Here is an 18780-nt window from a genome sequence, read left to right as displayed (position 1 = left end):
ATTTGACTCGTATTCGCGCCGGTGTGTTCCCGTAATGAACTATTGCGGGAACGCGCAAAAAACGATTTTCGACAATTTGGGTGGCATTAACGACTATGGCAGCTAGCGAAGGCACGCGTGCTCCGGATCCGTCCGAGTACATTGCGCACCACTTGCAGAATTTTTCCACCACGCATCAGACGTCGATCTTCGACATTCATGTCTGGAATATCGACACGCTGTTCTGGTCGATCGTCTGTGGCCTCGTGACCATCGTGCTGCTGCGCCTGGCCGCCCGCAAGGCGACTTCCGGCGTGCCGGGCCGCTTTCAATGCTTGATCGAAATGATCGTCGAGATGGTCGAGGACCAGTCGAAGGCGGTCGTTCACGGCAACCGTACCTTCATCGCACCGCTCGCACTGACTGTGTTCGTGTGGGTCTTCCTGATGAACTCCCTCGATTTCCTTCCCGTCGATCTGCCGGGCCGCGTGATCGGCTGGCTGGGTCTGTCGGGCGTGATTTCCCACCATCGCATCGTCCCCACGGCCGACCTGAACGGTACGCTCGGCATTGCGCTCGGCGTGTTTTTCCTGATGCTGTACTACAACATCAAGATCAAGGGCGCGGGCGGCTTCGTGCACGAGCTGCTGTCGGCGCCGTTCGGCGCGCACCCGCTGCTGTGGATTCCGAACCTCGCGCTCAATATCGTCGAATTCGTCGCCAAGACCGTGTCGCTCGGCATGCGGCTGTTCGGCAACATGTACGCAGGTGAGCTGGTGTTCCTGCTGATCGCCCTGCTCGGCAGCATGTGGAGCTTCGGCGGCGACGCAACGTTCCTCGGCTTTATCGGCCACGTGATTGCGGGCAGCGTCTGGGCAATCTTCCACATCCTGATTGTTCTGCTGCAGGCATTCATCTTCATGATGTTGACGCTGGTGTATCTCGGCCAGGCACACGACGCGCACTAAACGGCGCGCTGGGCCAACAAGAAGAGTTTCGTTTTTTGGTTTTTTAAATCTCAGTTCCAAGTCTTTTCACAAAGGAGTGATCATGCAAGCTTTCATCGCCAACATCCAAGGTCTGACCGCTGTCGGTATCGGCATCATCATCGGCCTGGGTGCTATCGGCGCCTGTATCGGTATCGGCCTGATGGGCGGCAAGTACATTGAAGCCTGCGCGCGTCAACCGGAACTCATCAACCCGCTGCAAACGAAGATGTTCCTGCTGGCTGGTCTGATCGACGCTGCATTCCTGATCGGTGTAGGTGTGGCGATGCTGTTCGCGTTCGCGAACCCGCTCCTGTCGAAGCTCGCAGGCTAAGGTTCCTCGGAAATAATGCGCCCGGCACACCGGGCGCGGGCGGAACGGCAGATGGGGCGCTGATCGAATGCAACTCGATGAGCGCCTTACCGTTTCATGTTTTCCGGCAATAGCATAAGGAAACACCGTGAATCTCAACGCAACCCTGTTTGCGCAAATGGTCGTGTTCCTGATCCTCGCGTGGTTCACGATGAAGTTCGTGTGGCCGCCGCTGATCAACGCACTCGACGAACGCGCAAAAAAGATCGCTGACGGCTTGGCCGCTGCGGAAAAGGGCAAGGCGGAACTCGAGGCGGCGCACAAGCGCGTCGACCAGGAACTCGCACAAGCCCGCAACGACGGCCAGCAACGCATTGCTGACGCTGAAAAACGCGCACTCGCTGTCGCCGACGAAATCAAGGCGAACGCGCAGGCCGAAGCCGCGCGGATTGTCGCGCAGGCGAAGGCGGATGCCGAACAGCAAATCGTGAAGGCTCGCGAAGCGCTGCGCAACGAAGTCGCGACACTCGCCGTGAAAGGCGCCGAACAGATCCTGAAGCGCGAAGTCGATCAAACGGCCCACGCCGAACTGCTGAATCAACTGAAAGCCGAGCTCTGATCATGGCCGAACTTGCAACCATCGCCCGCCCTTACGCAGAAGCGCTGTTCCGCGTGGCCGAGGGGGGTGACGTCGCCGCCTGGTCCACGCTCGTGCAAGAGCTGGCTCAGGTTGCGCAATTGCCCGAAGTGTTGTCCGTCGCGTCGAATCCGAAGGTGACGCGCGAGCAGGTTCGCGATTTGTTGCTCGCCGCATCGAAATCGCCGCTCGCGGCGAGCGCGGAAGCCAAGAACTTCGTGCAGATGCTGATCGACAATCATCGGATCGCGCTGCTGCCCGCCATCTCCGAGCAGTTCGACGAACTGAAGAATGCCCGCGAAGGCGCGGCGGACGCGAAGATCGTCAGTGCGTTTGCACTCGAAGGCGCCCAGCTCGGCGAACTCGTCGCGGGCCTCGAGCGCAAGTTCAAGCGCAAGCTCAAAGCCACGGTCGAAGTCGATCCGTCGCTGATCGGCGGCGTGCGCGTGACGGTCGGCGACGAAGTGCTCGACAGCTCGGTCCGCGCGCGGCTCGCCGGCCTGCAGACTGCTTTGACCGCCTGAGTCCGGCGCCCGGCACGCAACAGAATTGAATATCAGGAGCGAATAATGCAACTCAATCCCTCTGAGATCAGCGAGCTGATCAAGAGCCGGATCCAGGGCCTTGAAGCGAGCGCGGACGTTCGCAACCAGGGCACCGTGATCTCCGTGACCGACGGCATCGTGCGCATTCACGGGCTGTCGGACGTGATGCAGGGCGAAATGCTCGAATTCCCGGGCAACACGTTCGGCCTCGCGCTGAACCTCGAGCGCGACTCGGTCGGCGCGGTGATTCTCGGCGAGTACGAGCACATCTCCGAAGGCGACATCGTCAAGACGACCGGCCGCATTCTCGAAGTGCCGGTCGGCCCGGAACTCATCGGCCGCGTGGTCGATGCGCTCGGCAACCCGATCGACGGCAAGGGCCCGCTCAACACGAAGCTGACCGACGCAATCGAAAAGATCGCCCCGGGCGTGATTTGGCGTAAGTCGGTGTCGCAGCCGGTGCAGACCGGGCTGAAGTCGATCGACTCGATGGTGCCGATCGGCCGCGGCCAGCGCGAGCTGATCATCGGCGACCGTCAGTGCGGCAAGACCGCGGTGGCGATCGACACGATCATCAACCAGAAGGGCAAGGATCTCATCTGTATCTACGTTGCGATCGGCCAGAAGGCTTCGTCGATCATGAACGTGGTGCGCAAGCTCGAAGAAACCGGCGCGCTCGAGTACACGATCGTCGTGTCGGCGTCGGCGTCGGATTCGGCGGCGATGCAGTATCTCGCGCCGTATGCGGGCTGCACGATGGGCGAATACTTCCGCGATCGCGGTCAAGACGCGCTGATCATCTATGACGACTTGACCAAGCAAGCGTGGGCGTATCGCCAGATTTCGCTGCTGCTGCGCCGTCCGCCGGGCCGTGAAGCGTATCCGGGCGACGTGTTCTATCTGCACTCGCGTCTGCTCGAACGCGCCGCGCGCGTGTCGGAGGAGTACGTCGAGAAGTTCACGAACGGCGAAGTGAAGGGCAAGAGCGGCTCGCTGACGGCGCTGCCCGTCATCGAAACGCAAGCGGGCGACGTGACCGCGTTCGTGCCGACCAACGTGATCTCGATCACCGACGGCCAGATCTTCCTTGAAACCGACCTGTTCAACGCAGGCATCCGCCCCGCGATCAACGCGGGCGTGTCGGTGTCGCGCGTCGGCGGTGCCGCGCAGACGAAGATCGTGAAGAAGCTGTCGGGCGGTATCCGTACCGACCTCGCGCAGTATCGCGAGCTGGCGGCGTTCGCGCAGTTCGCCTCCGATCTCGACGAAGCGACCCGCAAGCAGCTCGAGCGCGGCCGCCGCGTGACGGAATTGCTCAAGCAGCCGCAGTACCAGCCGCTGCAAGTGTGGGAGCTGGCGGTATCGCTGTTCGCGGCGAACAACGGTTATCTCGACGACCTCGACGTCAAGGACGTGCTGCCGTTCGAGAAGGGTTTGCGCGAATATCTGAAGACGAGCCACGCCGAGCTTATCAAGCGCATCGAAGACACGAAGGACTTGTCGAAGGACGACGAGGGCGCATTGCACGCCGCTCTGAAGAACTTCAAGAAGTCCGGTGCCTATTGATCCGCGAATGACACGATGAGGCGGCGCGGGCCGCATAGCGCCCCGCGCCGCTTCGGTCAAGGAGCAAGCAATGGCTGGAATGAAGGAAATTCGCGGCAAGATCAAGAGCGTGCAAAACACGCGCAAGATCACCAAGGCGATGGAGATGGTGGCGGCGTCGAAGATGCGCCGCGCGCAAGAACGCATGCGCGCGGCCCGTCCGTATGCCGACAAGGTCCGTGCAATCGCCGCGCACATGAGCCGCGCGAACCCGGAGTACCGCCACCCGTTCATGGTGGCGAACGAAGGCGCCGATACCGCGGGCGTCATCCTCGTCACGACCGACAAGGGCCTCTGCGGCGGCTTGAACACGAACGTGCTGCGCGCGGCCGTACAGAAGTTCAAGGAAATCGGCGACAAGGGACATAAGGTCGAGGCGACCGCGATCGGCGGCAAGGGTCTCGGCTTTTTGAACCGCTTCGGCGCGAAGGTGGTTTCGCAGGTCGTGCATCTCGGCGACACGCCGCACCTGGACAAGCTGATCGGCGCTGTCAAGGTTCAGCTCGATCAGTACTCGGAAGGCAAGCTGTCGGCGGTTTATCTCGCATACACGCGCTTCATCAACACGATGAAGCAAGAGGCGGTAATCGAGCAATTGCTGCCGCTGTCGACCGAACATTTCGACGCGAATGACGGCACGCCCGCGACCTCGTGGGATTACATCTACGAACCGGATGCGCAGACGGTGGTCGACGAGCTGCTCGTGCGCTATGTCGAGGCGCTCGTGTATTCCGCGGTGGCGGAAAACATGGCGTCGGAGCAATCGGCGCGGATGGTCGCGATGAAAGCCGCATCGGACAATGCGAAGACGGTGATCAGCGAGCTGCAACTGTCGTACAACAAGAGCCGTCAGGCCGCGATCACGAAGGAATTGTCGGAGATCGTTGGCGGCGCCGCCGCCGTGTAAGCGGCGCGCTCGGGACGCCTCAGGGAACTGCGCCTTTGCGCGAGTAAAGAATCAGGTATTGAAAGGAAAAGCGATGAGTACTGCTGCTTTGGTAGAAGGCAAGATCGTACAGTGCATCGGCGCCGTTATCGACGTGGAATTCCCGCGCGAGAGCATGCCGAAGATCTACGACGCGCTCATTCTCGACGGCTCGGAACTGACGCTCGAAGTCCAGCAGCAGCTGGGTGACGGCGTGGTCCGCACGATCTGTCTGGGTGCCTCCGACGGCCTGCGCCGCGGCGTGACGGTGAAAAATACCGGCAAGCCGATCTCGGTGCCGGTCGGCAAGCCGACCCTCGGGCGCATCATGGACGTGCTCGGCCGTCCGATCGATGAGGCCGGTCCGATCGAGAGCGAACATCTCCGTTCGATCCATCAGAAAGCGCCCGCGTTCGACGAGCTGTCGCCGTCGACCGAACTGCTCGAAACGGGCATCAAGGTTATCGATTTGATCTGCCCGTTCGCGAAGGGCGGCAAGGTCGGCTTGTTCGGCGGTGCAGGCGTGGGCAAGACCGTCAACATGATGGAGCTGATCAACAACATCGCGAAGGAGCACGGCGGTTACTCCGTGTTCGCGGGCGTGGGCGAGCGGACCCGTGAAGGGAACGACTTCTACCATGAAATGAAGGACTCCAACGTTCTCGACAAGGTCGCGCTGGTGTACGGCCAGATGAACGAGCCGCCGGGTAACCGTCTGCGCGTGGCGCTGACGGGCCTGACGATGGCCGAGCATTTCCGCGACGAAGGCCGCGACGTGCTGTTCTTCGTCGACAACATCTACCGTTTCACGCTGGCCGGTACGGAAGTGTCGGCGCTGCTGGGCCGGATGCCGTCCGCGGTGGGCTATCAGCCGACGCTGGCCGAGGAAATGGGCAAGCTGCAAGAGCGCATCACGTCGACGAAGACGGGCTCGATTACGTCGGTGCAGGCCGTGTACGTTCCTGCGGATGACTTGACCGACCCGTCGCCGGCTACGACGTTCGGCCACTTGGACGCAACGGTCGTGCTGTCGCGTGACATCGCGTCGCTCGGTATCTACCCCGCGGTGGACCCGCTCGATTCGACGTCGCGCCAGATCGACCCGAACGTGATCGGCGAAGAGCACTACACGATCACGCGCCGCGTTCAGCAGACGCTGCAGCGCTACAAGGAACTGCGCGACATCATCGCGATTCTGGGCATGGACGAACTGTCGCCGGAAGACAAGCTGTCGGTCGCGCGTGCGCGTAAGATCCAGCGTTTCCTGTCGCAGCCGTTCCACGTCGCGGAAGTGTTCACGGGCTCGCCGGGCAAGTACGTGCCGCTGAAGGAAACGATCCGCGGCTTCAAGATGATCGTCGATGGCGAGTGCGATCATCTGCCGGAGCAGGCGTTCTACATGGTCGGCACGATCGACGAGGCCTTCGAAAAGGCCAAGAAGATCCAGTAAAGGTCGGGTGTAACGCAGCGGGCGCCGATGCGTTCGCGAACGCTATCCTTGGGGTGGCGTGTCGCGCACCGGAGCCCGCGCAGTACGCTCAACCGTGCCTTGCATGGGATCGGGTAAGCGCTTTGGCGCTTGCGCCGATCGACAGGAGTCGATATGGCAACCATCAAAGTAGACGTCGTCAGCGCGGAAGAGCAGATCTTCTCGGGCCAGGCGAAGTTCGTCGCGCTGCCGGGTGAAGCGGGAGAGCTGGGCATTTTGCCGGGCCATACGCCGCTGATCACGCGGATTCGTCCGGGGGCGGTGCGCATCGAGGCTGAAGGCGGCGACGAGGAGTTCGTGTTCGTCGCGGGCGGGATTCTCGAAGTGCAGCCGGGCGCCGTCACGGTGCTCGCCGACACCGCGATCCGCGGCAAGGATCTCGACGCGGCGAAGGCCGAGGAAGCGAGAAAGCGCGCCGAAGAAACGCTGCAGAACGCGAAGTCGGACCTCGACCTTGCGAAGGCGCAGTCGGAACTTGCGACTGCGATGGCGCAGCTCGAAGCGATTCAGCGTCTGGCGAAGATTCGCGCGAAGCACTGACGTTCGCCGTTTTCGCCTAAAAAAGCAGCCTTCGGGCTGCTTTTTTTTCGTCCGTTCGTGCGTTTTTTCCTTGCGGGTAACAATCGATGTCAGAGTAGGGCGGCAGAGCCCAGAATGATTCGTTGCATGCATCGATTACAACCCAGGAGACGCTATGGCCGCATCATCGCGCACGGATGCATTGATCGCACCCGTGAACGGTTTGTCCTATGTCCGCGGTGCGACCGACGTGCCGCTTTCCGAGGCGACGGTCGGGCAATTTCTGCGTGATACCGTCGCGCGTTTTCCCGATCGCCCGGCCGTGGTGTTTCGCGAGCAGAACGTGCGCTGGAGTTGGCGCGAATTTGCGGAAGAAGTCGATGTGCTCGCCGCAGGCTTGGCGATGCTTGGCATCGAGAAAGGCGATCGCGTGGGCATTTGGGCGCCGAATCGTGCTGAATGGCTGCTCACGCAATTCGCGACCGCGCGTCTTGGCGCCGTGCTCGTCAACGTGAACCCCGCCTATCGGCTTACCGAACTCGAATATGCGCTGAACAAGGTCGGCTGCAAGCTGCTGATTGCGGCGGAGCGTTTCAAGTCGTCGGCTTACGTGGAGATGATTGCCCAGATCGCGCCCGAGCTTGCAAGTTGCGCAGGCGGCGCGTTGCACGCGAAGCGGGTGCCGGGGTTGCGTGCGGTCGTCGCGATGGCCGATGTTGCGCCAGCAGGGATGCTGCGCTTTGTCGACGTGCTGGCGAGCGGCCGCACGGCGCGTGAGCGTGCGCAGGTCGATCTCGAGGCGATCGGCGCGACGCTCGATTCGCACGAGCCGATCAATATCCAGTTCACGAGCGGCACGACCGGCAATCCGAAGGGCGCGACGCTCACGCACCACAACATCGTCAATAACGCGATTGCGATCGCGCGGGTGATGCGGCTCACCGAAGCCGACGCAATGTGCATTCCGGTGCCGCTGTATCACTGCTTCGGGATGGTGCTGTCGGTGCTCGCGTGCGTATCGGCAGGGGCGAAGATGGTGTTTCCGGGCGCGGCATTCGACCCGGGGGCGACGCTCGCGGCGGTGTGCGACGAGCGCTGTACCGCGCTGCAGGGTGTGCCGACGATGTTCATCGCCGAGCTCGATCATCCGGAATTTGGCCGCTACGATCTCTCCACGCTGCGCACCGGCATCATGGCGGGCTCGCCGTGTCCGATCGAGACGATGAAGCGCGTGGTCGCGAGCATGCATATGTCGGAGGTCACGATCGCCTACGGGATGACGGAGACGAGCCCCGTGTCGTTCCAGAGCGCGACGACGGACCCGCTGAACAAGCGCACGACGACGGTCGGGCGCATTCAGCCGCATCTCGAGGCGAAGATCGTCGATGCATCGGGCGAGATCGTGCCGGTTGGCGCGACGGGCGAGCTATGCACGCGGGGCTATTCGGTGATGCTGGGTTATTGGGATGACGAAGCAAGGACGCGCGAAGCGATCGTCGACGGCTGGATGCGCACCGGCGATCTCGCGACGTTCGATGAAGCAGGCTATTGCAATATTGTCGGGCGACTGAAAGATATGGTGATTCGCGGCGGCGAGAATATCTATCCGCGCGAGATCGAGGAATTTTTGTTTCGGCATCCGAAGATTCAGAGTGCGCAGGTGTTCGGCGTACCCGACCCGAAATACGGTGAGCAAGTCTGCGCGTGGATCGTGCTGCGCGCGGGCGAGACGATGACCGACGACGAATTGCGCGAATTTTGCCGAGGCCAAATCGCGCACTATAAGGTGCCGCACTATGTGCGCTTCGTCGACGAGTTGCCGATGACGGTGACGGGCAAGGCGCAAAAATTCGTGATGCGCGACCGGATGATCGCCGAACTGGGGCTGAGCGTGGCCAAAACGGCGTGACGCAAGCGGCGGAACACCGCCGCACGCTTTCGATAGACGAAAAAAAGCGGGCTCATGAGCCCGCTAAAAACCACACGCTACGGGGTTAGCGCGAGGAGACCAAAGGTGAAGGGCATCGATGCTCCGGCACCGACGACGACTTCAACAAGGATGCCCCTAAGAAGGGATTCGGTAAAAAACCGACGGGCTCTTTCGTGCTTGATGTCCGCTCACACGCCGCACCGGAGACCGCATCCGTGTTGAAACCGTGAGAGGCATTGTGGGCGAATTACCCTGGGATCGCGGTAACAAAGTGTTTCAGGTTGTAACCCCCGCCGGATAAGGCTTTGCGGGATTTTTTGCTATTTTGAAAGAAGTGTAATCGGTCATTTTTACCTAACTAGAAAAGGGTATTTTCGGGGCTATCCATGCTGCTTTTACGAAGGGCCGGTCTTGCCTGGTAAGGCCGTCAGACCCGTTAAAACATGCATATAAATTACTTTGATAAGATCACACGACAATCTCAGAAAAATTTTGAAACGTGCGCGGGTAACTGCGGCCGCCGGCTGCTCGGGCGCACACGCGCCAAGCAGGCCGGAAAGCGCCGCGAAGATGCTCGCGGCGGAACTGGGCGCGGCTGCCGGCCGCTCTATATCGAGATTGTGCCGGCGGCTCGCGGTGTGCAGATGCGTTGGTTGGCATATCGAATTGTCACTTGAGCCACTTGTCCGTCACTGCCCGAAGCTCGTCTGTCTCTCGTGCGAGATGCAACCATTGATCGACGTATTGCTGGAACACGACGTCGCCGCGCGGCACCAGGTACGCTTTCTCCCCGAACTGGAACGGCTCGTGCGGATGCACCGAGCAGAGCCCCGGATTGAGCTTTTGCTGGAGCAGCGTCTCCGACGCATCGGTCACCATCACGTCGGCGTTACCCGAAAGAATCTGCTTGAAAATCGTGACGTTATCCGGATAAACGGTGATTTGGGCGTGCGTGAAATACTGCTTCGCAAAGCGCTCGTTCGTGCCGCCGGGATTGACGATGACACGCGTGCGCGGCTGATCGATCTGCGCGATCGTCTGATAGCGCTCGACGTCCGCGCAGCGCACGATCGGCGTTTTGCCGTCGACCGCGTATGCGGCCGTGAAAAATGCGCGCTTTTGCCGCTCGAGCGTTGTCGAGATGCCGCCCATCGCGATGTCGCATTTCGCGATGAAGTCGTCCATCAGCGACGGCCACGTGGTTTTCACGAAGACGGCCTTCACGCCGAGCGATTTCGCGAGCGATGCCGCCATGTCGATGTCGATGCCTTCGTATTGGCCGTCTTCGCGGCGGTATGTGTATGGCTTGTAGTCGCCCGTCGTGCAGATGCGCAGCGTGCCGCGTGCGAGCACGTCGTCGAGCCGCGACGCGCCCGCGCCGGCCGGAGGCGTAATTTGCGCGTGGGCTAGGCCGGCCACGCAGGCAAGCGCGAACAGCAATCGATTCTTTTTCATCGTGTCTCCTGACTTCGGGCACGCGGCCCGGACGCCAGATCATAGCGAAGCGGCCGCGGGCGCCCAATCGTCGTCTCCGGTAAACCGGCGCGCCGGGCGGCGAATGCTTAGCGCGGCGCGGGCTCCGGTAAAATGCGTGATTACGTTTCGCTCCGTTGCCCCCACCGTGGCCCAGACTCTCATCAACGACACCTTCCTGCGCGCGCTGTTGCGCGAGCCGACCGACTACACGCCGATCTGGCTGATGCGACAAGCGGGCCGCTATCTGCCCGAGTACAACGCGACTCGCGCGCGGGCCGGCAGCTTTCTCGGCCTCGCAAAGAACCCGGATTACGCGACGGAGGTCACGTTGCAGCCGCTCGAGCGTTATGCACTTGATGCGGCGATTCTGTTCTCGGACATCCTGACGATTCCCGACGCAATGGGCCTTGGTCTCGACTTCGCCGCAGGCGAAGGGCCGAAGTTCGCGCGGCCGGTGCGCACGGAAGCCGACGTCGCGAAGCTCGCGGTGCCGGACATCGGCGCAACGCTCGGCTACGTGACGGACGCGGTGCGCGAGATCCGCCGCGCGTTGACCGACGGCCAGGGCCGCCAGCGCGTGCCGTTGATCGGCTTTTCCGGCAGCCCGTGGACGCTTGCGTGCTATATGGTCGAAGGCGGCGGCTCGGACGATTTCCGCACCGTGAAGACGATGGCGTATGCCCGTCCGGATTTGATGCACCGGATTCTCGAGATCAATGCGCAGGCGGTGGCCGCCTATCTGAACGCGCAGATCGAAGCGGGCGCGCAGGCCGTGATGATCTTCGACACCTGGGGCGGCGCGCTTGCCGATGGCGCCTACCGGCGCTTCTCGCTCGACTATATCCGCCGCGTCGTCGCCGGCCTCAAGCGCGAACACGACGGCATGCGCGTGCCGGCCATCGCGTTCACGAAGGGCGGAGGCTTGTGGCTCGAGGATATCGCGTCGACGGGCGTTGACGCGGTTGGGCTCGACTGGACGGTCGATCTCGGCCGCGCGCGCGAGCGGGTGGCGGGCCGCGTCGCGCTGCAAGGCAATCTCGATCCGACGATTCTATTCGCGCCGCCGCAGACGATTCGTGCCGAGGCGCGCGCGGTGCTCGACAGTTACGGCAACCATCCAGGGCATGTGTTCAATCTGGGGCACGGGATTTCGCAATTCACGCCGCCTGAGCATGTCGCGGAGCTTGTCGACGAAGTGCATCGCCATAGCCGCGCGATGCGCGGCGCGGCGGCGTGACCGGAAACATTGGAGGTTGCGCAATGCCGCAAATCGACGTGCGGCGGGCGGGGGCGCGGGCGTCGAAACAGGGCGCAAGCGTCCGTCGGAAGGGCCTCTTACCATTGTCAAGACTTGACTTATACACATTTTCGACGTTGCAGCGCGGAAGATAGAGGCGTCGGTAAATATGTCGTGCTATGGCAGCTGCAATCGGATAGCAGCCTTATCGGACAAGGCTGAGCGACTGGGCCGAGCGATTCGGCCAACGTGGCGGATGACCGGTCGCAGCGCCTAACCACGGTCTTGGCGGACAAGTTCTCAACAAAGTTATCCACAGATTCGGCGGCCCTGCCGCGATTCTTAATGAGAATCCAAAACTTAGCGTCGAAAGTGATGTTTTACTTTAACTTGGCGGACGACATGGGTGCCGGGCCTGTCGAATCCGCCGGGCCGACGCTGCGTGGCCGGTGCGGCGCCGATGGCTGACGCGTTCGTGCGCGTCGCGCTCGATCACCCGCTGCCGACGCTGTTCGATTACCGCTACCGTAGCGCTATTCCGCCTGTGCCCGGCATGCTGGTGCAGGTGCCGTTCGGCAAGCGGCAAGCGGTCGGGCTGATCTGCGAAGTAACCGCTCACAGCGACGTTCCCGCCGATCGCTTGAAGACGATCGAGGCCGTATGCGCGGAGCTGCCGCCGCTTTCGTCGTCATGGCTCGATCTGGCGGCGTTCGCCGCCGATTACTACCAGCGCGGGCTCGGCGAAGTTGCGCTGCCGGCGTTGCCGCAGGCGCTACGCGATGTGTCGCGCTGGGGGCGCCTGCTTGCGCCCGAGCGGCGCTATCGTCTCATCGACGCCGGGCGCGCGGCGCTGCCCGATGTGTTGCCGGCACGCGCGGCCGCGCTGCGCCGGCTTGCGGCGGCGCTTGCCGGCGCGCCGTCGCTATCGCTTGCCGACGTGCGCGCGCTGCACCCGAAAGCTGCCGCGGCGCTGGACGATTGGCAATCGCGAGGCTGGGTGGCATGCGACGAGATCGCGGCCGCGGATGCCGGTGCGCATCCTGTGGATAACTGGATGCCGGAGAGTCGCGCGCCGGCGGTTGCACGGTCGCCCCAACTGACCGATCAGCAGACCGAAGCGGTCGACGCGATTGCGTCGGCCGCCGGTTTTGCGCCGTTCCTGCTGCATGGCGTGACGGGCAGCGGCAAGACCGAGGTTTATCTGCGCGCGCTCGCGGCGCTGTTCGATCGGCAGCCTGGCGCCCAGGCGCTCGTGCTCGTACCCGAAATCAACCTGACTCCGCAATTCGAAGTGACGTTTCGCGCGCGGTTCGCGGCGTCGTTGCCGCCCGATGCGATCGTCACGCTCCACAGCGGTCTCGCCGAAGGCGAGCGTGCGCGGCATTGGCTTGCCGCGCACACGGGCCGTGCGCGAATCGTGCTCGGCACGCGCCTCGCGGTGCTCGCATCACTGCCGGCGCTTGCGATGATCGTCGTCGACGAGGAGCACGAGCCCGCGTACAAGCAGCAGGAGGGGCTGCGTTACTCGGCGCGCGATCTCGCCGTGTGGCGCGCAAAGCAGCTTGCGATTCCGGTCGTGCTGGGCTCGGCGACGCCGTCGCTCGAAAGCTGGTGGCAGGCCGACCAGGGGCGCTACAGGCGCCTCACGCTGTCAAGGCGGGCGGTCGCGGACGCCGCGTTGCCCACGGTGACGCTCATCGATCTCGAGCAGGAACGGCGGCGGGGCCGCGCGTCGATGGGCGGCTTGTCGGGGCCGCTGGTCGCGGCCCTGAAGGCGCGGCTCGAGCGCGGCGAGCAGAGCCTCGTGTTCCTGAACCGGCGCGGCTATGCGCCGGCGCTGGCCTGCGACGCGTGCGGCTGGGTCGCGGGTTGTCCGCGTTGCAGCGCATACGTCGTCATGCACAAACCCGAGCGTGCGGTGCGTTGCCATCATTGCGGCTGGGAGGCGCGGATTCCGCATGCGTGCCCCGAATGCGGGAATGTCGATATCGCGCCGCTCGGGCGCGGCACGCAGCGCGTCGAGGAAACGCTCGCGCTCGCGGTGCCGGGCGCGCGCATCCTGCGCATCGACGCCGACAGCACGCGCCGCAAGGGCAGCGCCCAGGCGTTGTTTTCCGATGTACACGCAGGCGAGGTCGATATCCTTATCGGCACGCAGATGATCGCGAAGGGGCACGACTTCCAGCGCGTATCGCTCGTCGGGGTCCTGAATGCGGATACCGCGCTGTTTTCGCACGACTTCCGGGCGAGCGAGCGGTTGTTCGCGCAGCTCATGCAGGTGAGCGGCCGCGCGGGGCGTGCCGGATTGCCGGGCGAAGTGCTGATCCAGACGCGCTATCCGCGTCATGCGCTTTATCACGCGCTGGCGCGGCACGATTACGTCGGCTTCGCGAACGCCACGCTCGGTGAACGGCGCGATGCGCATCTGCCGCCGTTCGTCTACCAGGCGCTGCTGCGCGCCGAAGCGCGCACGCTCGAGGCGGCGCTCGGGTTTCTGCGGCAGGCGGCCGACGCATTTGCGCCGTTGCCGGGAGCGGATCGCGTGACGGTCTACGACGCGGTTCCGATGACGATCGTCAAGGTGGCGAACGTTCACCGGGCGCAGTTGCTGGTCGAGAGTGCGTCTCGCGCGGCGCTTCAGCGCGCATTGCACGCGTGGCAGCCGCGATTGCGCGAACTGAAGGGGGTGTTGCGTTGGACTGTCGAGGTTGACCCGCTCGATATCTGACGGCGCGGCCTGCGCCGGCTTATTCGTGGGCCTGGCGCAGCCCGGCGTGCCAAGTGGTTTTCTGCTTGCTGCTGCCAGTCTCGCGCGGATCGCCCAATGCCTGGAAGAACACGGCCGACGCGCGACGTATGAATATGGCTGCGCACGCCACCCAGGCGGCGAGCACGATGCTGATCACGATCCATTCACCCATCTTTTTCTCCTTCGCGTCCCAAGGCTGCGGGCGCGCAACTGCGATATCACGCCAGTTTGCCGGGAAAATCGACCCGTCAAAACTGACAGGATCAGGGAAAATCCCGATGCACGAAACCTAAGCTAACCGTTTGTATCATTTGACAAGTCTTTGATAAATAATGGTTTTTGTTAGGTGCAACCGATCGGGTAATTTGGTTGCACCTTTTTATTGGGTGCCTTAGGATTTTGCGATCTTTAACGTCCTTGACCGGCATCGAGCCGGCGTAGAAAAAAGATCATGGCAAGCACCACTTTGGGCGTCAAAGTCGACGACCTGCTTCGCTCGCGGCTGAAAGACGCGGCATCGCGGCTCGAGCGCACGCCGCACTGGCTGATCAAGCAGGCAATCTTCGCGTATCTCGAGCGGATCGAACACGGCCAACTGCCGCCGGAGCTGTCCGGCCACGCGGGGGGCGCGGATGTGTCCGAGATCCACGCGGAGCATGACGAAGATGGCGCGCCCCACCCGTTCCTCGAATTCGCGCAGAGCGTGCAGCCGCAGTCGGTGTTGCGCGCGGCGATCACGGCCGCATACCGCCGGCCCGAGCCGGAATGCGTGCCGTTCCTGATCGGCGAGGCGCGCTTGCCCGCGAATCTGTCGGCGCAGGTGCAGGCGATGGCCGCGCGCCTTGTCGAAGCGCTGCGCGAGAAGAATTCGGGCGGCGGCGTCGAGGGGCTGATTCACGAGTTTTCGCTGTCGAGCCAGGAAGGCGTCGCGCTGATGTGCCTTGCCGAGGCACTGCTGCGCATTCCGGACCGCGCCACGCGCGACGCGCTGATTCGCGACAAGATTAGCAAGGGCGATTGGCGCTCGCATGTCGGCCATGCGCCGTCGCTGTTCGTCAACGCGGCGACCTGGGGGCTGATGATTACCGGCAAGCTGGTCACGACGAACAGCGAGGCGGGATTGTCGTCGGCGCTCACGCGGCTGATCGGCAGAGGCGGCGAGCCGCTGATCCGCAAGGGCGTCGATATCGCGATGCGGCTGATGGGCGAGCAGTTCGTCACCGGTGAGACGATCTCCGAGGCGCTCGCGAACAGCCGCAAGTACGAGGCGCGCGGCTTTCGCTATTCGTATGACATGCTCGGCGAGGCGGCCACGACCGAGGAGGATGCGCAGCGCTACTACGCGTCGTATGAGCAGGCGATCCACGCGATCGGCAAGGCGGCGGGCGGGCGCGGCATCTATGAAGGGCCGGGCATTTCGATCAAGCTGTCGGCGCTGCATCCGCGCTATTCGCGCATGCAGCAGGAGCGCACGATGAGCGAGCTGCTGCCGCGCGTGCGCTCGCTCGCGCGGCTCGCGCGCCGCTACGATATCGGCCTGAACATTGATGCCGAAGAGGCCGATCGCCTCGAGCTGTCGCTCGATCTGCTCGAGGCGCTGTGCTTCGATCCGGATCTCGCGGGCTGGAACGGCATCGGCTTTGTCGTGCAGGGCTATCAGAAGCGCTGCCCGTTCGTGATCGACTACCTGATCGATCTCGCGCGCCGCAGCCGCCACCGCTTGATGGTACGGCTCGTAAAGGGCGCGTATTGGGATTCGGAGATCAAGCGCGCGCAGGTCGACGGCCTCGAGGGCTATCCGGTCTACACGCGCAAGATCTATACCGACGTGTCGTATCTCGCGTGCGCGAAGCGGCTGCTCGCCGCGCCCGACGCGGTCTATCCGCAGTTCGCGACGCACAATGCGCACACGCTGTCCGCGATCTATCACCTCGCGGGCCAGAATTACTACCCCGGCCAGTACGAATTCCAATGCCTGCACGGCATGGGCGAGCCGCTTTACGAGGAAGTCACGGGCCGCGACAAGCTGAATCGCCCGTGCCGCGTGTACGCGCCCGTCGGCACGCACGAGACGTTGCTTGCGTATCTCGTGCGGCGCCTGCTCGAGAACGGCGCGAACACGTCGTTCGTGAACCGGATCGCCGACAAATTGGTGCCGGTGAAGGAGCTGGTCGCCGATCCGGTCGAAGAGGCCGCGAAAATTCTGCCGCTCGGCGCGCCGCATCCGAAGATCCCGTTGCCGCGCGAGTTGTACGGCGCCGCACGGGTCAATTCGATGGGGCTCGATTTGTCGAACGAGCATCGGCTCGCGTCGCTGTCGTCGGCGCTGCTCGCGAGCGCGCATCATCCGTGGCGTGCGGCGCCGATGCTCGCCGACGAGGCGCTCGCCGACGCGAGCCCGCGCGACGTGCGCAATCCGGCCGATTTGCGCGACGTGGTGGGCACGGTCAGCGATGCAACGCCCGAGCAAGTGAGCGCGGCGCTCGCGCATGCAGTCGCGGCGGCGCCGATCTGGCAGGCAACGCCCGTCGACGCGCGTGCCGATTGTCTGGCGCGCGCGGCCGATCTGCTCGAAGCGCAGATGCACACGCTGATGGGCTTGATCGTGCGCGAAGCCGGCAAGTCGCTGCCGAACGCGATCGCGGAAATTCGCGAGGCGGTCGATTTCCTGCGCTATTACTCGGCGCAGATCCGCGACGAGTTCTCGAACGATACGCATCGCCCGCTTGGCCCCGTGGTGTGTATCAGCCCGTGGAATTTCCCGCTCGCGATCTTCATGGGCCAAGTGGCCGCGGCGCTCGCGGCGGGCAACACGGTGCTCGCCAAGCCGGCCGAGCAGACGCCGCTGATCGCCGCGCAGGCCGTGCGCATTCTGCGCGAAGCCGGCGTGCCGGCGGGTGCGGTGCAACTGCTGCCCGGCGACGGCGAGACGGTCGGCGCGGCGCTCGTTGCGGATTCGCGCACGCGTGCGGTGATGTTCACCGGTTCGACCGAAGTCGCGCGCCTCATCAACAAAACGCTGTCTTCCCGCCTCGATCCGGACGGCAAGCCGATTCCGCTGATTGCCGAAACGGGCGGGCAGAACGCGATGATCGTCGATTCGTCGGCGCTCGCCGAGCAGGTGGTCGCCGATGTGCTGCAATCGTCGTTCGATTCGGCCGGCCAGCGGTGCTCCGCGCTGCGCGTGCTGTGCCTGCAGGACGACGTCGCCGATCGTACGCTCGAGATGCTCAAGGGCGCGATGCGCGAGCTTTCGCTCGGCAATCCGGATCGCTTGTCGGTCGACGTCGGCCCGGTGATCGATGCCGACGCGAAGCGCACGATCGATACGCACATCGCGGCGATGAAGGACAAGGGGCACGCGGTCACGCAACTGTCGATGCCTCAGGCATGCACGCAAGGCACGTTCGTGCCGCCGACGATCATCGAAATCGGCAGCGTCGACGAACTCAAGCGCGAGGTGTTCGGCCCGGTGCTGCATGTCGTGCGCTACCGCCGCAGCCAGCTCGACAAGCTGCTCGAGCAGATCCGCGCAACGGGCTACGGCCTCACGCTCGGCATTCACACGCGGATCGACGAGACCATCGCGCATGTGATCGCGCGCGCGCACGTCGGCAACATCTACGTGAACCGCAACGTGATCGGCGCGGTGGTCGGCGTGCAGCCGTTCGGCGGCGAAGGGCTGTCGGGCACCGGGCCGAAGGCGGGCGGCGCGCTCTATTTGCAGCGCCTGCTCGCGACGCGCCCGGCTGGCTTGCCGAGATCGCTCGAAGCGTCGCTCGTGGCCGATGCTCCGCCCGAAGGCGAGTCGAGCGATAATCCGTGCGCCGCGTTGACTGCGCTGCGCGATTGGCTGCTCGACGAGCGCGAGCCGGCGCTTGCCGCGCGTTGCGACGGCTATCTGTCGCACGTGCTGGCGGGCGCGACCGCGGTGCTCGCCGGCCCGACGGGCGAGCGCAATACGTATACGCTCGGCCCGCGCGGCACCGTGCTGTGCATCGCGGCGACCAAGCGCGGCGCGCTCGCGCAGCTCGCGGCCGTGCTTGCCACCGGCAATCGCGCGTTGTTCGCGGGCGCGGCAGGCGAAGCGCTCGCCGCGTCGCTGCCCGCGCCGTTGAAGGCGTATGTGAGCGTGCGCAAGCAGGCCGACGCGCAGTTCGACGCCGTGCTGTTCGAAGGCGACAGCGACGAGTTGCTCGCGCTGGTGAAGGCGGTTGCGCAACGCCCCGGCCCGATCGTGTCGGTGCAGGGTGTCGCGGCGGGCGCGTTCGACAACGGCGACGAGGATTACGCGCTCGAACGGTTGCTCACCGAGCGCTCGGTCAGCGTGAACACCGCGGCGGCGGGCGGCAACGCGAATTTGATGACGATCGGCTGAGCACGCCCTGCC

The 18780-nt window shown here is 63.8% G+C and carries 14 protein-coding genes; 12 read left to right on the top strand and 2 right to left on the bottom strand.

Annotation, left to right across the window (positions count from 1 at the left end; genetic code table 11):
- The first annotated feature begins 95 nt into the window (after positions 1 to 95).
- The 9 genes from atpB to BSIN_RS21895 all read left to right on the top strand — a co-directional run bounded on the left by atpB (position 96) and on the right by BSIN_RS21895 (position 8907).
- Complete coding sequence (atpB, locus tag BSIN_RS21935; RefSeq protein WP_059517007.1) at positions 96 to 947, top strand: F0F1 ATP synthase subunit A; 852 nt, start codon at positions 96 to 98, stop codon at positions 945 to 947.
- An 82-nt stretch (positions 948 to 1029) separates the two neighbouring features.
- Positions 1030 to 1299, top strand: a complete 270-nt coding sequence (gene atpE / locus BSIN_RS21930) for a F0F1 ATP synthase subunit C (protein ID WP_012734176.1) — start codon at positions 1030 to 1032, stop codon at positions 1297 to 1299.
- A gap of 127 nt (positions 1300 to 1426) precedes the next feature.
- Positions 1427 to 1897 carry a F0F1 ATP synthase subunit B gene (locus BSIN_RS21925; RefSeq protein ID WP_059517006.1) on the top strand — a complete coding sequence of 157 codons (471 nt, stop codon included), beginning with the start codon at positions 1427 to 1429 and terminating at the stop codon, positions 1895 to 1897.
- Between the two features lie 2 nt (positions 1898 to 1899).
- The gene (locus BSIN_RS21920; protein ID WP_059517004.1) at positions 1900 to 2439 is read left to right on the top strand and encodes a F0F1 ATP synthase subunit delta; all 540 of its coding nucleotides are present in this window, start codon (positions 1900 to 1902) and stop codon (positions 2437 to 2439) included.
- 45 nt (positions 2440 to 2484) lie between these two features.
- Entirely contained in the window at positions 2485 to 4026 is a 1542-nt protein-coding gene (atpA, locus tag BSIN_RS21915; protein WP_089341980.1) for a F0F1 ATP synthase subunit alpha, read from the top strand.
- A gap of 70 nt (positions 4027 to 4096) precedes the next feature.
- The gene (gene atpG, locus BSIN_RS21910) at positions 4097 to 4972 is read left to right on the top strand and encodes a F0F1 ATP synthase subunit gamma (protein ID WP_059517000.1); all 876 of its coding nucleotides are present in this window, start codon (positions 4097 to 4099) and stop codon (positions 4970 to 4972) included.
- Positions 4973 to 5045: 73 nt separating this feature from the next.
- A complete protein-coding gene (gene atpD / locus BSIN_RS21905; RefSeq protein ID WP_059516998.1) occupies positions 5046 to 6440 on the top strand; it encodes a F0F1 ATP synthase subunit beta in 1395 nt (464 codons plus the stop codon).
- Between the two features lie 153 nt (positions 6441 to 6593).
- The gene (locus BSIN_RS21900) at positions 6594 to 7019 is read left to right on the top strand and encodes a F0F1 ATP synthase subunit epsilon (protein WP_059516996.1); all 426 of its coding nucleotides are present in this window, start codon (positions 6594 to 6596) and stop codon (positions 7017 to 7019) included.
- Between the two features lie 154 nt (positions 7020 to 7173).
- On the top strand, positions 7174 to 8907 hold the full coding sequence (locus BSIN_RS21895) for an AMP-binding protein (protein WP_089341979.1): 1734 nt from the start codon (positions 7174 to 7176) through the stop codon (positions 8905 to 8907).
- A 690-nt stretch (positions 8908 to 9597) separates the two neighbouring features.
- On the opposite strand, the gene BSIN_RS21890 is transcribed toward BSIN_RS21895, so the two are convergent.
- A complete protein-coding gene (locus tag BSIN_RS21890) occupies positions 9598 to 10383 on the bottom strand; it encodes a transporter substrate-binding domain-containing protein (RefSeq protein WP_089341978.1) in 786 nt (261 codons plus the stop codon).
- A gap of 166 nt (positions 10384 to 10549) precedes the next feature.
- On the opposite strand from BSIN_RS21890, the gene hemE reads away from it, so the two are divergent.
- Together hemE and BSIN_RS21875 are read left to right on the top strand one after the other, a co-directional pair.
- Positions 10550 to 11641: a uroporphyrinogen decarboxylase gene (gene hemE / locus BSIN_RS21885; protein ID WP_089341977.1), complete on the top strand. Its 1092-nt coding sequence runs from the start codon at positions 10550 to 10552 to the stop codon at positions 11639 to 11641.
- Positions 11642 to 12101: 460 nt separating this feature from the next.
- Positions 12102 to 14369 carry a primosomal protein N' gene (locus tag BSIN_RS21875; protein WP_089342018.1) on the top strand — a complete coding sequence of 756 codons (2268 nt, stop codon included), beginning with the start codon at positions 12102 to 12104 and terminating at the stop codon, positions 14367 to 14369.
- Positions 14370 to 14388: 19 nt separating this feature from the next.
- Here the strand turns inward: BSIN_RS21875 and BSIN_RS26060 are convergent, their stop codons facing one another.
- Positions 14389 to 14562, bottom strand: a complete 174-nt coding sequence (locus BSIN_RS26060; protein WP_096030775.1) for a hypothetical protein — start codon at positions 14560 to 14562, stop codon at positions 14389 to 14391.
- 279 nt (positions 14563 to 14841) lie between these two features.
- On the opposite strand from BSIN_RS26060, the gene putA reads away from it, so the two are divergent.
- Complete coding sequence (gene putA, locus BSIN_RS21870; protein WP_089341975.1) at positions 14842 to 18768, top strand: trifunctional transcriptional regulator/proline dehydrogenase/L-glutamate gamma-semialdehyde dehydrogenase; 3927 nt, start codon at positions 14842 to 14844, stop codon at positions 18766 to 18768.
- The last annotated feature ends 12 nt before the right edge of the window (positions 18769 to 18780 follow it).

The sequence above is a fragment of the Burkholderia singularis genome (assembly GCF_900176645.1).
GTDB classification, from domain to species: domain Bacteria; phylum Pseudomonadota; class Gammaproteobacteria; order Burkholderiales; family Burkholderiaceae; genus Burkholderia; species Burkholderia singularis.
Note: the sequence above shows the minus strand (reverse complement) of the source record. Positions and strands in the feature narration are given on the sequence as shown.